The 14,200-nt window shown below is 63.5% G+C and carries 14 protein-coding genes and 1 pseudogene; 8 read left to right on the top strand and 7 right to left on the bottom strand.

Annotated elements, in window-relative coordinates:
• Positions 1-143: 143 nt before the first annotated feature.
• Positions 144-1,535, bottom strand: a complete 1,392-nt coding sequence (locus RBH20_RS16060; RefSeq protein WP_306710350.1) for a HAMP domain-containing sensor histidine kinase — start codon at positions 1,533-1,535, stop codon at positions 144-146.
• A 331-nt stretch (positions 1,536-1,866) separates the two neighbouring features.
• Between RBH20_RS16060 and RBH20_RS16055 the strand changes: the two genes are divergently transcribed.
• The 3 genes from RBH20_RS16055 to RBH20_RS16045 are packed head-to-tail and all read left to right on the top strand — an operon-like array spanning position 1,867 to position 2,484.
• Positions 1,867-2,052, top strand: a complete 186-nt coding sequence (locus RBH20_RS16055) for a hypothetical protein (RefSeq protein ID WP_306710348.1) — start codon at positions 1,867-1,869, stop codon at positions 2,050-2,052.
• Positions 2,052-2,219: a hypothetical protein gene (locus tag RBH20_RS16050; protein ID WP_005536532.1), complete on the top strand. Its 168-nt coding sequence runs from the start codon at positions 2,052-2,054 to the stop codon at positions 2,217-2,219. The genes RBH20_RS16055 and RBH20_RS16050 overlap by 1 nt, the downstream gene beginning before the upstream one ends.
• Before the next feature lie 43 nt (positions 2,220-2,262).
• The gene (locus RBH20_RS16045) at positions 2,263-2,484 is read left to right on the top strand and encodes a hypothetical protein (protein WP_306710346.1); all 222 of its coding nucleotides are present in this window, start codon (positions 2,263-2,265) and stop codon (positions 2,482-2,484) included.
• Here RBH20_RS16045 and RBH20_RS16040 read toward each other — a convergent pair.
• Positions 2,485-3,477: pseudogene (locus RBH20_RS16040) on the bottom strand (ornithine cyclodeaminase family protein).
• 76 nt (positions 3,478-3,553) lie between these two features.
• Here RBH20_RS16040 and RBH20_RS16035 point away from each other — a divergent pair.
• Entirely contained in the window at positions 3,554-4,417 is an 864-nt protein-coding gene (locus tag RBH20_RS16035) for a hypothetical protein (RefSeq protein WP_306710344.1), read from the top strand.
• 413 nt (positions 4,418-4,830) lie between these two features.
• Here the strand turns inward: RBH20_RS16035 and thsB are convergent, their stop codons facing one another.
• Together thsB and RBH20_RS16025 are read right to left on the bottom strand one after the other, a co-directional pair.
• The gene (thsB, locus tag RBH20_RS16030; RefSeq protein WP_058993238.1) at positions 4,831-6,510 is read right to left on the bottom strand and encodes a thermosome subunit beta; all 1,680 of its coding nucleotides are present in this window, start codon (positions 6,508-6,510) and stop codon (positions 4,831-4,833) included.
• A gap of 174 nt (positions 6,511-6,684) precedes the next feature.
• Complete coding sequence (locus tag RBH20_RS16025; protein WP_306710342.1) at positions 6,685-7,074, bottom strand: hypothetical protein; 390 nt, start codon at positions 7,072-7,074, stop codon at positions 6,685-6,687.
• A 106-nt stretch (positions 7,075-7,180) separates the two neighbouring features.
• On the opposite strand from RBH20_RS16025, the gene mutS reads away from it, so the two are divergent.
• Complete coding sequence (gene mutS / locus RBH20_RS16020; protein ID WP_306710339.1) at positions 7,181-9,964, top strand: DNA mismatch repair protein MutS; 2,784 nt, start codon at positions 7,181-7,183, stop codon at positions 9,962-9,964.
• Positions 9,965-9,967: 3 nt separating this feature from the next.
• Here mutS and RBH20_RS16015 read toward each other — a convergent pair whose 3' ends face one another.
• On the bottom strand, positions 9,968-10,684 hold the full coding sequence (locus tag RBH20_RS16015; RefSeq protein WP_306710338.1) for a bacterio-opsin activator domain-containing protein: 717 nt from the start codon (positions 10,682-10,684) through the stop codon (positions 9,968-9,970).
• A gap of 120 nt (positions 10,685-10,804) precedes the next feature.
• Here RBH20_RS16015 and RBH20_RS16010 point away from each other — a divergent pair, with 120 nt between their 5' ends.
• Positions 10,805-11,056, top strand: a complete 252-nt coding sequence (locus RBH20_RS16010; RefSeq protein ID WP_306710336.1) for a HalOD1 output domain-containing protein — start codon at positions 10,805-10,807, stop codon at positions 11,054-11,056.
• A gap of 83 nt (positions 11,057-11,139) precedes the next feature.
• Here the strand turns inward: RBH20_RS16010 and nucS are convergent, their stop codons facing one another.
• Together nucS and RBH20_RS16000 are read right to left on the bottom strand one after the other, a co-directional pair.
• A complete protein-coding gene (gene nucS / locus RBH20_RS16005) occupies positions 11,140-11,859 on the bottom strand; it encodes an endonuclease NucS (RefSeq protein ID WP_306710334.1) in 720 nt (239 codons plus the stop codon).
• A 9-nt stretch (positions 11,860-11,868) separates the two neighbouring features.
• The gene (locus RBH20_RS16000; protein WP_306710332.1) at positions 11,869-12,306 is read right to left on the bottom strand and encodes a hypothetical protein; all 438 of its coding nucleotides are present in this window, start codon (positions 12,304-12,306) and stop codon (positions 11,869-11,871) included.
• Positions 12,307-12,492: 186 nt separating this feature from the next.
• Here RBH20_RS16000 and RBH20_RS15995 point away from each other — a divergent pair, with 186 nt between their 5' ends.
• Both RBH20_RS15995 and RBH20_RS15990 read left to right on the top strand, forming a co-directional pair.
• On the top strand, positions 12,493-12,780 hold the full coding sequence (locus RBH20_RS15995) for a zinc ribbon domain-containing protein (protein ID WP_306710330.1): 288 nt from the start codon (positions 12,493-12,495) through the stop codon (positions 12,778-12,780).
• Positions 12,781-12,889: 109 nt separating this feature from the next.
• Positions 12,890-14,185, top strand: coding sequence for a hypothetical protein (locus RBH20_RS15990; RefSeq protein WP_306710328.1), 1,296 nt, complete (start codon positions 12,890-12,892; stop codon positions 14,183-14,185).
• Positions 14,186-14,200 lie beyond the last annotated feature (15 nt).

Genomic DNA, 14,200 nt, shown 5'->3' with positions numbered 1-14,200 from the left:
ACATCCGGCAGCGACCGTGCTATACCTTTCCCTTCGGGAGGGTATCAGGGTTCGCCACACGACACACAAGCCGACCGGGCGTGACTCCGGGGGGCCAGCTGCTTACAGACCGGTCGCGTCGCCACAGGTCGACTGGCCGCCCGCTATTCGGGACAGTCGACGTTTCCAATATCGAATCGGGCACCGCCCGACTCGCTCTCCGTCGCTGTGACCGTCCAACCGTGGTCAGCGGCGACCCGTCTGGCGACATAGAGTCCGAACCCAGTGTTCTCTGCGACAGCAGTGTGACCCGCGTCGAACACGCGCTCCAGCGGTTCGACATCGATGCCCGGGCCGTCATCGGCGACAAAGAAACCGTCTGCCGTCGTACCGACAGTGACGGTGACCGACGGTCCGGCGTGTTCAAGTGCGTTCTGGAACAGTATCTGGAGCAACAGTCCGGCGGACTCCTGATCGGCGACAATACGGGTATCCCCGTCGAAGGTCAGGCGCGCCTCACTGTCGGCGAGCGTGTCCCACACCTCTCGACTGAGACGTGAGAGCCACACGTGTTCCCGCTTTGGGACCTGTTCGACCTCGTCGTACTGGACCGGGCCATTTGGGTCGCTCGTGGAGAGCTCGACCACGGTATCGATAATCGTAGAGATCTGGGAAAGCGACTCCTCGATGTCGGCAGTCGAACCATCGCAGTCAGCCAGCTCTTCGAGTCGGCCGTAGGCGATCTGAAGTTCATTTCGAAGCTCGTGAGACGCCACGAGTGCGACTTTCACCATCCGTTCGTTCTGGCGACGAAACGCGTGCTCGCGGAGCTTTCGGTCAGTGATATCCTGCGTGTGTCCGACGATCCCCTGAACGTCGCCAGCGGGATCATACCACGGCATCTTGCGGGTGCGGACGTACGACGCATCGAGGTCGAGGAACTCCTCCACTTCGATCAGATCTGTTTCCTCCTCGATAACGTCCATCTCGTCACGCAGGGCCGCTTTCGCGTGTTCCTCGACCAGTTCCGGGACTTCGACGTCAGTGAGGCCGAGCCGGTCGGTCGGCTCGTTGAACCCCCGGCCCAGCAGGACGTGTCGAGCCTGGTCGTCCTTCGCATACAGGTGGTCGGGAATCTCGTTGAACAGAGAGAGTAACAGCGTCTCCATCGGGGACGGTGGGCGTCCAGCAACGGACGGTGGCTCAGCGTCGAGACTGTCCCGGACGGCCTCAGCGACGGCGTCTTCGAGACGTGCCGACGGCTCGACGGCCGTCACCTCAAGATCATCCGGGACCGCCGCTGGGTCCTCGCCAACGATGATCACCGGCAGGTCGGGAAACAGCTTCCTGACACCGTACGCGATATCGGTTCCGGACTGGCCATCGACTGTTTCGGGCAGCACGAGCGCGTGGAACGCCGAATAGGTGAGCGTATCGAAGAGGTCCGTGAGGTCCGACAGGTGCGTGACCGAAGCCGGCGTCTCGGCGAGGGCAGATTCGAGAGTGGCGGTATCCAGCCCGTCGGCTGCGACGACCAAGACAGATTTGCTACCCATGGTACATTCCCAGTGAGCATACCATTGCGTGTTGGAGACTGTCACTGTTTCGGGTGTCTCGGAGTTCAACAGCCGTTCACGGCACTCAGTTCAAGAACTGGGACGAATGCTCCAGCTTCAGCCAGTTCCGGCCGGCCAAGACGAAACGAGAGTCTTCGACTCGGCATGATCGGTGTACGCAGCTATCACAGATAGTGGTGCTCGGTCTCAGTAGCGGCGTCGGTGATATCCGATGTGCCGCATGTCGAACCGATAGCGTCGCCAGTACGCTGACCGGAAGAGCAGATGCCCACACAAGATTTTTGCCGGACTCGGCAGGTGTCAGGAATGTATGGTACACTGCCCTGATTGTGAGACCTCGATCGAAACGGCCGACGACATCGAGTTCGTTGAAGTGGACGCGACCACCGGGTTTATCAAAGCCTCCAAGCGCTTCTACACTGCCAACTGCGCGGCCTGTGGTGTTACTATCGGTAGCGGCGTCGCCGGCGCGAAGTCCAACGGAGGTGCGGCCTGATGGTTCACTGTCCCGAATGCGACGCGGAAATGAACGCCCAAGAGGATGTGGAGTTCCTCGACATGGAGTCGACGACCGGCTTCTTTACTGCCTCAAAGCGGTTCTACCTCGTCGCCTGTGACAACTGCGGGGCCGCTATCGGCAGCGGTGTCGCCGGTGCGATGTAACTGTCGGGCCTAGGCTTATACACGTCTCAATGCAAGAGAAGGTATGGCAAAATCACCTGACGACGAGGCGGAAGACAGCGGACGACTGCCGAAGGCCCTCCGGTCGGTCACGCCGGGGACGGGTAGCCGTCGCAACGAGGAGATGGACGTGTTCGGCTGGGGGATGCTCGCCGGCCTGCTCGTCCTGCTGGTCCCGCTCTTGCCGTTTCTTATCATCGTCTGGGGCATCTCGAAAGTGACCGAGATGCTCACGCCCTCGACGTAATCAGGTCGCGTCGGTGTCGACAAGTGAGAACGCCGTTCCGTCGCCATCGTCGCTGGCGTTCTCGTAGACGACGTGTGCGGCTGCAACGTCCTAGATAGCCAGCCCCGTCGAGTCGAAAAGCGTGATCCCGTCGTCGTCGGTCCGCCCCGAAAGCGTGCCCGCAACGATGTCTCCGAGTTCCCCGTGGAGGTCAGTATCGGTCAGGACACCCCTGCCCCACGGGACGTTGATTTCGCCGGAGTGAGTACACTGCTCGTAATTATCGATGACGAGTTTCGCGTCGAGGAGCGTGCGTTCGTCGTGTTCCTGCTTGCCGGCGGCGTCGGCCCCGATGGCGTTGACGTGTGTGCACTCGCCGAGCCACTCACGGTCCACGATGGGCGACTCGACGGGCGTAATCGTCGATAGCACGTCACAGCCAGCGGCGTCCTCGATGGGGCCCGCCCGCACGTCAAACCGGTCGGTGAACGTGTCGACGAACGCCTGCTGTTTCTCTCTATCCCGGTCGGCGACGACCACCGTCTCGATGTCTCGGACCGCCGAAATAGCGTCCAGTTGCGTGTACGCCTGCGTGCCGGCCCCGACCAGTCCGAGTGAGTCCGCGTCGGCGACGGCAAGATGGTCGGTGGCGACGGCCGCCGCCCCGGTCCGCAGGCGTGTCAAGACTGTGCCGTCCATCACAGCCAGCGGGAACGCAGTCTCGGGGTCCGAGTAGATGAGCGTCCCAAGAACGGTCGGGAGGTCGTGGTCGCGGGGGTTGTCCAGATGGACGTTGACCCACTTGACCGCGGCGGCATCCCACGTCTCGGCGTTGACGTAGGCCGGCATCGACCTGAAGTCGCCGTTGTACTGCGGCAGGTCGATGTAGGACTTGGCCGGCATAATTGTGCTCTCCCTGGCATCGGCGGCGAAGGCCGCGGCAACCGCGTCGATGACTGCCGGCATCGCCGCGTGGTCCTCGACCGCGTCCGCGCCGAGAAGCAGCGTCTGCATACGGTATGTTGACACTCGACGATATTTAGCCCTCCGCCGTCACAGAGGTTATATTACCACGCAACCAGTCATCGGTATGCGTCGCGGGGTGGCGATTGCTGTGGTCTGTCTCTGTTTACTGAGCGCCGGGTGTGCCGGGCTGTTCGGGGACGACGCAGCTACCAGGGAGACGGTGACACCAGCACCAGTCCCGACGGCAGACGCACCGACGAGTCCAGCCCAACGCGCCCCGGGCGTTGTCGGCGACCAGGTTATCAACGCCACCACGCTCGGCCGCGCCCATGTCAGTCGGCTCTCGAACACCTCCTATCGAGTCCACCACACAAGGACTGTCATGAACGGCAGCGGCCTGCACAGGCGCGTCCGGACCCGTGCCAGCATCAGCGCGGGGTACGAGTCGTACACGGCCACCCGAACGATATCCGGACAGAGTGTGACAGCGCGCGAAATTCACAGCACCTGGCGGGACGGCCGTGCGCTCAGACGGACGACCGTCAACGGGTCGACATCGACGGAAGTGGTCGCGGACAGTCGCGGCATCGGTGGCCCGCCACGCTCACCCCGGGCCGCACTGTTCTTCGAACCCACGTTCAACGGGCGTCTCATGGCGTTGCTTTCCGCCACCAACATCACGTCTATCCGCCCCGGCGATGAGGTCATCAAGCAACTGTACGGCGTTTCGTTGTATCGCATCAAAGGAACCGGGTCGGCCGACAGCAGCGCGATCGCCACTCGTCCCGTCGACCGTGTGACTAACGTCTCCCTCTCGGCGACCGTAACGCCCAACGGCGTCATCCGGAGCTACGCGCTCCAGTACACAGTCGACGACGGAACGGATACCTACCGGATGACCGAAATTCTCCGCTACAGCGACCTAGGAACGACGGACGTGGTGTTCGAAGACCGACGCCACCGAAACCGAACGACACAACCTGACTAACGCGAGCGACTGTCGAATCAGCCCTAAAACGGAAAGAGGTCCCCACCCGCTGTCACCAGTCCGTCCCACCAAACGGACCGGGACAGTCGATACTTTGCAGAGAGATACCTAATTGTGTCTCCGGTTTCACGTCTCGATATCGGCGGTGTCACAGCGTGTCCATAGCCGTAGAAAATTGAACTGTAGGCGGTCGAAAATATCGTCTGCTGGCTGGTCTGTTAGGAGACGAAGCACGCCCAGCGGAGTTGCTTCGGCGTTTTTCAGAAAGTCTTCGTCTGATCAGCAACGTTGTTTGCGGGTCACGCTGTTCCCCCCGCTCGCGTATACGAAGTTCTTCGCGTCGCTCAGAACCTCGCGGTTCGCGGCTTTCGCCGCTCACTATTCGAGGGCCCTCACTTCGTTCGGCCCCTCGCTTACATCATGCCGCCCATGCCGCCGCCCATGCCGCCCATGCCTCCAGGGGCGCCACCGGGGCCGCCGGGGCCGCCTTCGTCGCCGCCGGAGGTCGAGAGCTCGCCGGCAGCGATGATGTCGTCGATCTTGAGGACCAGGTTCGCGGCCTCTGCAGCCGAGGAAATCGCCTGTCGCTTGGCGTGTGCTGGCTCAACGACGCCGGTGTCGAGCGTGTTCTCGACGTCACCGGAGAAGACGTTCAGGCCAGCGCTGACGTCGCCGTCCTCGTGGGCGGCGCGCAGGTCGACGAGCGTGTCGATGCTGTCGAGACCAGCGTTTTCGGCGAGCGTGCGCGGGATGATCTCCAGCGCGTCGGCGAAGGACTCGATGGCGAGCTGTTCGCGGCCTTCGACGCTGTCGGCGTAGTCGCGGAGCCGGCGGGCGACTTCGACTTCAGGTGCGCCGCCGCCACCGAGGACGCTGCCGTTGGCGACCGTGGACGCGACAACGTCGAGCGCGTCTGTGACACCACGTTCGAGTTCGTCAACGACGTGGTCGGTCGAGCCACGGAGCAGGAGGGTGACGCCGTGGGCTCCGTCGCCGCTACCCTCGACGTAGAACAGGCCTTCGGCGTCGTCGCGGGTGACGGAGCCGTGGCCGAGGTCTTCCGCGGTCGCGGAGTCGAGATCGGAGACGATGCGAGCACCCAGAACCTCTTTGAGGAACTCGATGTCGGACTTCTTGGCGCGGCGGACGGCCAGAATACCCTTCTCGGCGAGGTAGTGCTGGGCCATGTCGTCGATGCCCTTCTGGCAGAAGACGACATCAGCGCCGGTGTCGGCGATCTGGTCGACCATCTGCTTGAGCTGCTCTTCTTCCTTGTCGAGGAAGTTCTGGAGCTGGCTCGGGTCGTCGACGGAGAGCTGCGCGTCGACTTCGGTCTCGTCGAGTTCGATGGCCGTGTCGACGAGGAGGACGTCGGCGTCCTCTGCCTCGGTTGCCATCTCCTCGTGGACCGGGTCCTTGTCGATGACTGCGCCTTCGAGGAGCTCGGAGTTGCCGGCGGAGCTGCCGGTCTGGGTCTCGATGTTGAGGTACTCGAGGTCGGCGATGACGGAGCCGTCTTCGGCCTCGACGGTCACAGCGTTGACCGCGTCAACGATGATCTGGGCGAGCAGTTCCTTGTTGAGCTCCGCGCCCTTGCCCGTCATCGAGGTTTCGGCGACCTTCTTCAAGAGTTCCTCGTCGTCGGGGTCGACTTCCGTGGCGATGTCGTCAAGTTCGTCCTTGGCCTGCGTGGCGGCCATGTTGAACCCTTTGATGATCGCCGTCGGGTGAATGTCCTGTTCGAGGAGGTCCTCGGCGTTCTTGAGGAGTTCGCCTGCGATGGCGACAGCGGAGGTGGTGCCGTCACCGGCCTCGTCTTCCTGTGTCTCGGCAACCTCGACAATCATCGAGGCTGTCGGGTTGTCGATGTCCATCTCCGAGAGAATGGTGACGCCGTCGTTCGTGACGGTGACGTCGCCCATCGAGGAGACGAGCATCTTGTCCATCCCCTTCGGGCCGAGCGTCGAGCGTACTGACTCGGCGACCGCGCGAGCGGCCGAGATGTTGTGTTCCTGTGCAGACTTGTCCTTCATCCGCTGGGAGTCCTCTCCCAGGATGATCATCGGCTGGCCCTGCATCTGGCGTTGGCTCATAATCAAGCGAAGATTGCATGTGGTTCTATATAAAAGTAGGGGTTATAGGGCGCTCGGCGGTCACCGGTTGCCCAAGCCAGAACAGGTGAAATCACCCGACAGAGGTGGTACTGGCTATTATTAATGGTAGTTGTTGGCACGCCTCACCAGAACGGCGTCGATCTGTTTATATATTCATTCGACGGGCTCCGTCCAGTGGACTGTGACCGACCCGACGACGAAGGCGTCCTTGGAATCGGTGTTCCGCTGAAACTGAATCGTGTTCTCGCCGAGGTGGAGTCGCTCGGGTGCAATCGTATCCATCCAGAGCTGCCACCCCTCGCCGGGCGCGATATCGAACCCCGACAGCGGTTCGCCGTTGACCACGATTTCGTGGTTGAAATCCTCGACATCGAACACCTGCATCTCGACGTACGGATCTGCCGGCGACGAGGTAGGGATATCGAAGGAAACCGGATCGGTCGAATAACCAGTGAAATCGGCCCAGGGAACGTCGAGCGAGTCCGCCGACGGACCGAGATGCTGCTGGAACTCACAGAGCGCGTAGTTGGCGCGACGTGACATACAGGCTACGTCTCCCGGACGGTATAAAAATTAGTGGCTGGTCGCCGTTACACACATGGCGAGGGAGAGCGGAGCGCCTATCAGGTGTCGGCTGTTGCCAATCGGTATGGACGCTGCGCTTGGCCCGCCCGAGCAGATGGCCGAGCTCGAGGAGGACCTGACGCCGATGATGGCACAGTACTACGAGCTGTGCCGGCAGTACGACGACGCGCTGGTCCTCTTTCAGGTCGGGGACTTCTACGAGGCCTTCTGTGCGGCCGCGAAACGGGTCGCCCGACTGTGTGAGATCACGCTGACCCAGCGCGAGGATTCGACCGGCGAGTACCCGATGGCCGGCATCCCCATCGACAACGCCGAGTCGTACGTCGAGACGCTGCTGGACGCGGGTTACCGGGTCGCCATCGCCGACCAAGTCGAAGACCCTGACGAGGTCAGCGGCGTGGTCGAGCGCGCGGTGACACGAATCGTCACCCCCGGCACACTCACCGAGAGCGAACTGCTGGGCGGGGCGGACAACAATTACGTCGCGGCTCTGGCCGCAGGCGAGCGGTACGGACTGGCGCTGCTCGACATCTCGACTGGCGACTGCTACGCCACGAGCGTCGGCTCGGAAAGCGCCGTCGCCGACGAACTCAGCCGGTTCGGCCCCGCCGAAGCCATCGTTGGGCCGGACGTCGACGTGGACCGGGACGCCGTCTTCGGGCCGGCCTGTCTGGTGACGCGCTACGACGCGGACGCCTTTGCCAGGGAACGCGCCGAGGACCGGGTGGGACAGTACTTCGGCCCGCCGGATCGACTGCTCGCCGGCGGCGCGGAAGTCCGGGCCTGTGGCGGCCTGCTGGCCTACGCTGAGTACACCCGCGGCAGCAGCGGGGCAGTCGGACCCGACGGCGAGCCGGTCGATCCAGATGTCGACCCCGCAGGCACACTCGACTACCTCAATCACCTCACGCGGTACGACCCGCGGGAGTACATGCTGCTTGACGCCGTCGCCGTCGAGAGTCTCGAACTGTTCGAGCGGCGCTCGGTCCGGGGTCACGAGAACCGCACGCTCGTGGACACGGTCGACGAGACGGCGTGTGCGCTGGGGCGGCGGAAACTGACCGACTGGCTCCGGCGGCCGCTCCTCGACGCCGACCGCATCGAGGCCCGCCACGGCGCGGTTGCGGAACTCCAGCGCGACCCCGCAACCAGAGAGGAGCTCTCAGCCCTGCTCGCGGAGGTGTACGACCTCGAACGGCTCATCTCACGCGTCTCGCGTGGGCGAGCGAACGCCCGTGACCTCCGGTCGCTGGCCGCAACGCTGTCAGTCGTACCGGACATCCAGGACCACCTTGCCGACGCCGATGCCCGCCTACTCGCGGACTTGCACGCGACACTGGACCCACTGGCCGAAACCCGCGAGGAAATCGAGGCGGCGATCCGCCCGGACCCGCCACAGCAGGTGACCGAAGGCGGCGTCATCCGCGAAGGCTACGACGAGGAACTGGACCGGCTCCGCTCGACCGAGCAGTCCGGCAAGGCGTGGATTGACGAACTGGAAGCGAGCGAGCGCGAGCGGACCGGCATCGACTCGCTGAAGGTCGGGCACACCTCCGTCCACGGCTACTACATCGAGGTGACAAACGCCAATCTCGATGCCGTCCCCGAGGACTACCAGCGCCGCCAGACGCTGAAGAACAGCGAGCGCTACTACACGCCGGAACTCAAGGAGCGCGAGGACGAAATCCTGCGAGCAGAGAGCGCAGCCGACGACCTGGAGTACGACCTGTTCTGTGCGGTCCGGGACGAGGTGGCCGACGAGGCCGAGCGCGTGCAGGCCCTTGCAGACCGCCTCGCCCGCCTCGACGTGCTTGTTTCGTTCGCCGAAGTCGCGGCGCAGTACAACTACTGCCGACCCACAGTCGGCAGCGATGGCATCGACATCACCGCCGGCCGCCACCCGGTCGTCGAGCGGACCGAGGACGCCTTCGTCCCCAACGACACGCATCTGGGGAGCGGGCCAGTCCCAGCGAACGGAGACGGAAGCGGTGATGGCGTCGCCACGAACGATGGACAGCCCTTCCTCGGGGTGGTCACGGGGCCGAACATGAGCGGGAAGTCGACGTACATGCGGCAGGTCGCGTTGATTTGCCTGCTCGCACAGGCGGGAAGCTTTATCGCCGCGAAGGCGGCCGATCTACCGATACTCGACCGCGTCTTCACCCGCGTTGGGGCCAGCGATGACATCGCCGGCGGCCGCTCGACCTTCATGATCGAGATGACCGAACTGGCGACGATTCTGGACGCGGCGACCGAAGACTCACTGGTCCTGCTGGACGAGGTCGGCCGCGGCACGTCGACAGCCGATGGGCTGGCTATCGCTCGCGCCGTGACCGAGCATCTCCACGACGATATCGGCGCGTACACGCTGTTTGCGACCCACCACCACGACCTGACTGCCGTCGCCGCGGCGCTGCCCGGCGCGACCAACCGCCACTTCGAGACCAGCCGCGAGGACGGCGACGTTCGCTTCGACCACGAACTCGCACCCGGCCCCGCGGCGGCCTCCTACGGTGTCGAGGTGGCGAGCATGGCTGGCGTCCCCGAATCCGTCGTCGAGCGGTCGCGGGACCTTCTGGCGGATGCCGAGGCGGGCGACACCGACACGGATTCCGCCGCCACGGAGACGACTGGACCGACGGAGAACGGAGCAGCGGCGGCTTCGGCCAGCGAGGGTGGAGCGGACGGCCACATACAGGAGGCGCTTCGGACGAACGGGGCCGCCGTCAAGGGAGAGTTACCGGAAGCAGTGGCACAGCGGTTGGCCTCGCTCGATGTCGCGACGATGACGCCGATAGAAGCGATGAACGCGCTCGCGGACCTGCAGGACCGACTCGAAGAACAGTAGCCGTCAGCTGTCTGTGTCAGTGGCCCGTTCGTCGTGCGGGCAGGCGAACATGGTCGCGACGAGTTTCTGTTCGGCAGCCCGGAGATGCTTGTGGAGCGTGGGCTCCGAGATATCGAGGAGTTCAGCCAGGTCCGCGGCTGTCGCCTCGCGGGGCCAGCTGTAGTACCCTGCTTCGTGGGCCGTCGAAAGAACCTCCTGCTGTCGGTTGGTCAGTGACTCGGTGTGGGACGCATAGTTCTGGAACCCGAACAGCGGGACGATAGACTCACGCTGTTTCTTCGCCGCGAGTTCGGCCTCCGGATGGGCAGTCAGGAACGAATCGATAACCGACCCCGTCTCGATTTGACCCGGGACATCAGCTACGACAGTCCCTTCACCATCGACACTCCGGACGGTCTGTGGTACCGCCCCGACATCCGCAAGCGAGACAACGGGACAGTTATCTCGCACGTCGATTTCGACGAGCCCACCGTCGCTGGTGCGTTCAAGCACTCGCGCCTCACCGCCGTTGGCGTCTTCGATGCGCTCGACAAGACGGCTGGGGCGAGCACCCTCGACTGAAAAAAACTCCGCGTACATATCGTCCGTCTGCGGGAGGCATTTTTCAAGAATCACGGTACACGCTTCGGCTTCAGACACCGACACAAAGGGATACGACCCATCAGAGAGAGCAAACTCCACACGGGTTACCGCCCGGCTGTCGCCAAGCTGTCGGGACATACACAGGTGTAGTTGACATCTTATGATGAATGTTGTCATGTATTGTGGTTCGGCGTTTACTATGCTAGCCACACTGAACTTTACATCTGGAGAACAGATTTAGCATGAGGTCAGAGAACCGTGTCTGGAAGATCACCAAGTGTTATAGAAGTCCACGGCACCGACCAGTCCATCGTCATGGCAGTCGTTCGTGCCGTGGCAACCGCGGAGAGACAGCCGGTCGAGACGCTCCCGCCGCTGGCCGACAGTATCAATCCGGATGCACTGAGGGCGTGCATCGCTGATTCGAACACCAACGGGCACGTGGCGTTCGACTACAGCGGCTATCGTGTGGTTGTCGACACCGATGGAACCGTCACTGTAGACGAGTAGCTCCGTCATCCGGCTGTATGGCGACTGTAGCAGTCAGTACAGTCGCAGGACGGACCGTCCGTAGGACGAAAGTGAAGTGCCAGTTACGGTGGCTCCAGCGAGACGAACTCCAGTCCCTTCTCGGCGAGTAACTGACGTGCCCGGTCGGTCACCGACGGAGCGACGAGGATACCCCGGACATCAGTGTCGGCGTGCAGGTCGCGTTCTAACGCATCAACATACCGCCCCAGTTGGCCGACTGCATCGGGCCCCACGCGCCGGCGCTTGAGTTCGAGTATCGTCGTCCGACCGTCGGCGTCCTCGCCATAAATGTCGACCGCGCCGGCGGGGGTCTCGCGTTCGGTCGCAAGCGGTGTAAAGCCCGGTTCAACCAACCCCGGCTCGTCAAGAATGCGGTCTTTCAGGTCGGCCTCCGTTCCGGTGAGTGCGAGGTCTTTCGAGTCGGTCACATCGAAGGCAGCGGCGTGGGCGACTGTCTCAAAGGTCACTTCGAGCAACTCTTCGGGGGTCGACCGCGTGGAACGAACAACCAGCGAGCCGTCGTCGACGCTAATGCTGTGTTCACAGCCCGGTGGCTGCCAGTTCACCGGCTGCTGGCCTTCATCGGTGTGGACTAGCGCGGCTCCGTCGGGCTTGAGCATCACGTGGCGGTCGCCAAGCCCCAGCGAGCTAGCCGCCCGCCCCTCGTACTCGACCGTACAGGTGCCGACGAGTGTCACCAGCGCGCCGCGGTCGGCATTGCGCGACGCAAGATCCAGCGCGTCGGCGGGGTCGGGGTAAGTCAGCGTCTCGACGGCAGTCACGGATGGCGATTAGCGGTCCCCGCGTAAAAAGGACGCGTCGTCGGGCCAGTACACGGACGAAGTGCGGTCTCGGAGCGACGCAAGCAGGGCGCGCCGGACGGCCGCCGGGTCACAGCCTTCGCTGTCGAGGGCGCGACAGGCCTCGTCCTTCCGGTCGACCCACCACCGCCGGAACGTATCGGGGTCAGCAGTGCGGGCGAGAACTATGTCGTCGAGGTCCGATAGCGTTGGGTCGAGCCAGCAGACGGCGTAGGTTCGGACCGACCCGTCGAGCACGACCAACTGCTCGTAGGTGGCATCAATTGCAGCGAGGACAGCCGACGCTGTCAACCCGGTCCCGAGCGGTCGAGACTGAGCAGTGGGGTCAGCGTCAACCCCCCAGTGTGCGCTCCGGCAGTCGTAACGGCCGTCAGGACGGCCGACAGCCACGAGCGTTCGGCGGCCCATCAGGGACCACCGAGCGTGTGAGCAAGCATGGCCTCTTGTGGCTGCGTGGTCGTATTTGAACGCTAGCCCACAGCACACCCGTCTGCTCACCGGGCAGTCACAGGATCTGATTCCGAACTCGCCGAAAGTACCGACCATTGGTAACTCGGCACAACCCTCAAGTAGTACGTTCACGTATCGTTACATATGATGGTGAGCGAGTGGCTCTACGGCGCAATCGCGCTTCTCGTGGGGCTCCACGTCCTGACCATGCTGTACGCGTACCGGCACCGCGGTGACCCGGCCGGGGCGACAGGGCAGGGCGATACTGACGGGCGCCGTGGCAGCGCCACCGACGACAGCACTGCATCCATCGACTGTCCTCACTGCGGGGCGAGGAACAAGCAGGACTACCAGTTCTGCCGGCAGTGCGTCGCCGACCTGACGAGCGGGAGCCCACAGCGTCAGCCGACGGACCGAAGCCAGCCGTACTGACACTGTTGCAAGGCTGGGTCGAAACAACCGGTTTGAGCGCTGCTATCGGCCAAAGGATTTATTTCTCCGAAGAGATATTTGAATATACTGTCACGAACAGAGGTAGACTGTGGAAACTGTTATCGACGTACGTTCCTCGGGTCGACCGGATATATTCGACCGAGCGAACACCGACGGGCTGTTCGGGCGCACGCGCCGCCTTCAGCAGCCGCTAGGGCAGTACGTACGGGAGACAGAGACGCCAAGGTATCTCGCGTACAACGACCAGTCCGGCCTCGTCGCTACTCAGGGGAACAACGAGTCGCTCACGCCGGCTGACGACTACCGCGCGTATCTGCTCGCAACCAACGTCCGTGTCATGTTCGTCGTCGGCGACGACGATGGTGACCGGATCATCTCGCTCTCCTACGAAGACATCGTGGCCGTACATTGTACGTCGGGGCTCCGGACGTCGACACTCGAACTCGTCACTGTCGACGAAGACCGCTGGGCGTTCGAGTGCAAGGGCGACCTGACACCGGTTCGGGAGTTCGTCGACGAAGCCACACAGGTCTGGACACGCACACTAACCGAGCTTGATCGGGCAGAATCCCAGGTCGAGGCTGCTGTGACGGCACTAGAGACGACAGACCTCGATACAGCAGCCACACACATCACAGCCGCACAGGAGGCGCTCGACAACGGGCGAGGGCGGATCGAAGCGCTGGGAGAGGGGGCGACAGCGAGTATCGACGAACGTTGCCAGTCAACGCAAGCACAGATCGATATCTGCCAGCGCCGACGCCACGTCAGCGCGGCCGAGCAGCACCGCGACACGGCCCGACGTGCATGGGAGAACCGGGCATACGAACGGGCCGCGGACGCGTACGCACAGGCAAAGACCGAGTACGAGCGAGCGCTGGCGGTAACGGCACCAGAGCCGCCCACAGAAACCATCGCGGACGCTCGAAACGCAATCGAAGCGGAATATGCCGAACTCCGGTCAGCCCCGGTCGACGCGGCACAGGTGGCTGCGAGCGCGGCCAGAGCAACAACAGACCCGGCGGCGCGGGCCACACACTGGGAAGACGCCCTCGACCGCTACCGGACGGCGTACGAACTGGACTGGGGCCGTGACCGCCGCTTCGACGGCGACCGGGCGTCGCTCCGGCAGGCGCTCGCAGACATCGCTGTCGAACTGGTCGAGACACACCGTGAAGCGGGGCGACAGAAGCGACGTGAGGGCAGCGACGAGTCAAATCGAGACACTTCCGGAGCCGCGTGTGACAGTGCAACGGCCCACTTCGAACGCGCACGCGAGGTTGCCGCCGAACTCGTGCCCGACAGATGCGAGCCGCCAGCGGACGAACTGGCCGCCGTATCTGAACAGGGAGTCAGCGTCGAGTCGGAGCCGAAAGGTCGGTAATTGTTTATCAGCGGG

The sequence above is a fragment of the Haloarcula sp. H-GB4 genome, from assembly GCF_030848575.1.
Taxonomy (GTDB): domain Archaea; phylum Halobacteriota; class Halobacteria; order Halobacteriales; family Haloarculaceae; genus Haloarcula.
Note: the sequence above shows the minus strand (reverse complement) of the source record. Positions and strands in the feature narration are given on the sequence as shown.

What these genes read in the sequence shown, in the direction of transcription:
- RBH20_RS15995 (WP_306710330.1), top strand. Translation starts at nt 12,493, where the DNA reads ATGATGGTGAGCGAGTGGCTCTACGGCGCAATCGCGCTTCTCGTGGGG.
- RBH20_RS16060 (WP_306710350.1), bottom strand. Translation starts at nt 1,535, where the DNA reads ATGGGTAGCAAATCTGTCTTGGTCGTCGCAGCCGACGGGCTGGATACC.
- RBH20_RS16050 (WP_005536532.1), top strand. Translation starts at nt 2,052, where the DNA reads ATGGTTCACTGTCCCGAATGCGACGCGGAAATGAACGCCCAAGAGGAT.
- mutS (WP_306710339.1), top strand. Translation starts at nt 7,181, where the DNA reads ATGGACGCTGCGCTTGGCCCGCCCGAGCAGATGGCCGAGCTCGAGGAG.
- RBH20_RS16015 (WP_306710338.1), bottom strand. Translation starts at nt 10,684, where the DNA reads ATGTCCCGACAGCTTGGCGACAGCCGGGCGGTAACCCGTGTGGAGTTT.
- RBH20_RS16025 (WP_306710342.1), bottom strand. Translation starts at nt 7,074, where the DNA reads ATGTCACGTCGCGCCAACTACGCGCTCTGTGAGTTCCAGCAGCATCTC.
- RBH20_RS16055 (WP_306710348.1), top strand. Translation starts at nt 1,867, where the DNA reads ATGGTACACTGCCCTGATTGTGAGACCTCGATCGAAACGGCCGACGAC.
- RBH20_RS16035 (WP_306710344.1), top strand. Translation starts at nt 3,554, where the DNA reads ATGCGTCGCGGGGTGGCGATTGCTGTGGTCTGTCTCTGTTTACTGAGC.
- thsB (WP_058993238.1), bottom strand. Translation starts at nt 6,510, where the DNA reads ATGAGCCAACGCCAGATGCAGGGCCAGCCGATGATCATCCTGGGAGAG.
- RBH20_RS16045 (WP_306710346.1), top strand. Translation starts at nt 2,263, where the DNA reads ATGGCAAAATCACCTGACGACGAGGCGGAAGACAGCGGACGACTGCCG.
- RBH20_RS16000 (WP_306710332.1), bottom strand. Translation starts at nt 12,306, where the DNA reads ATGGGCCGCCGAACGCTCGTGGCTGTCGGCCGTCCTGACGGCCGTTAC.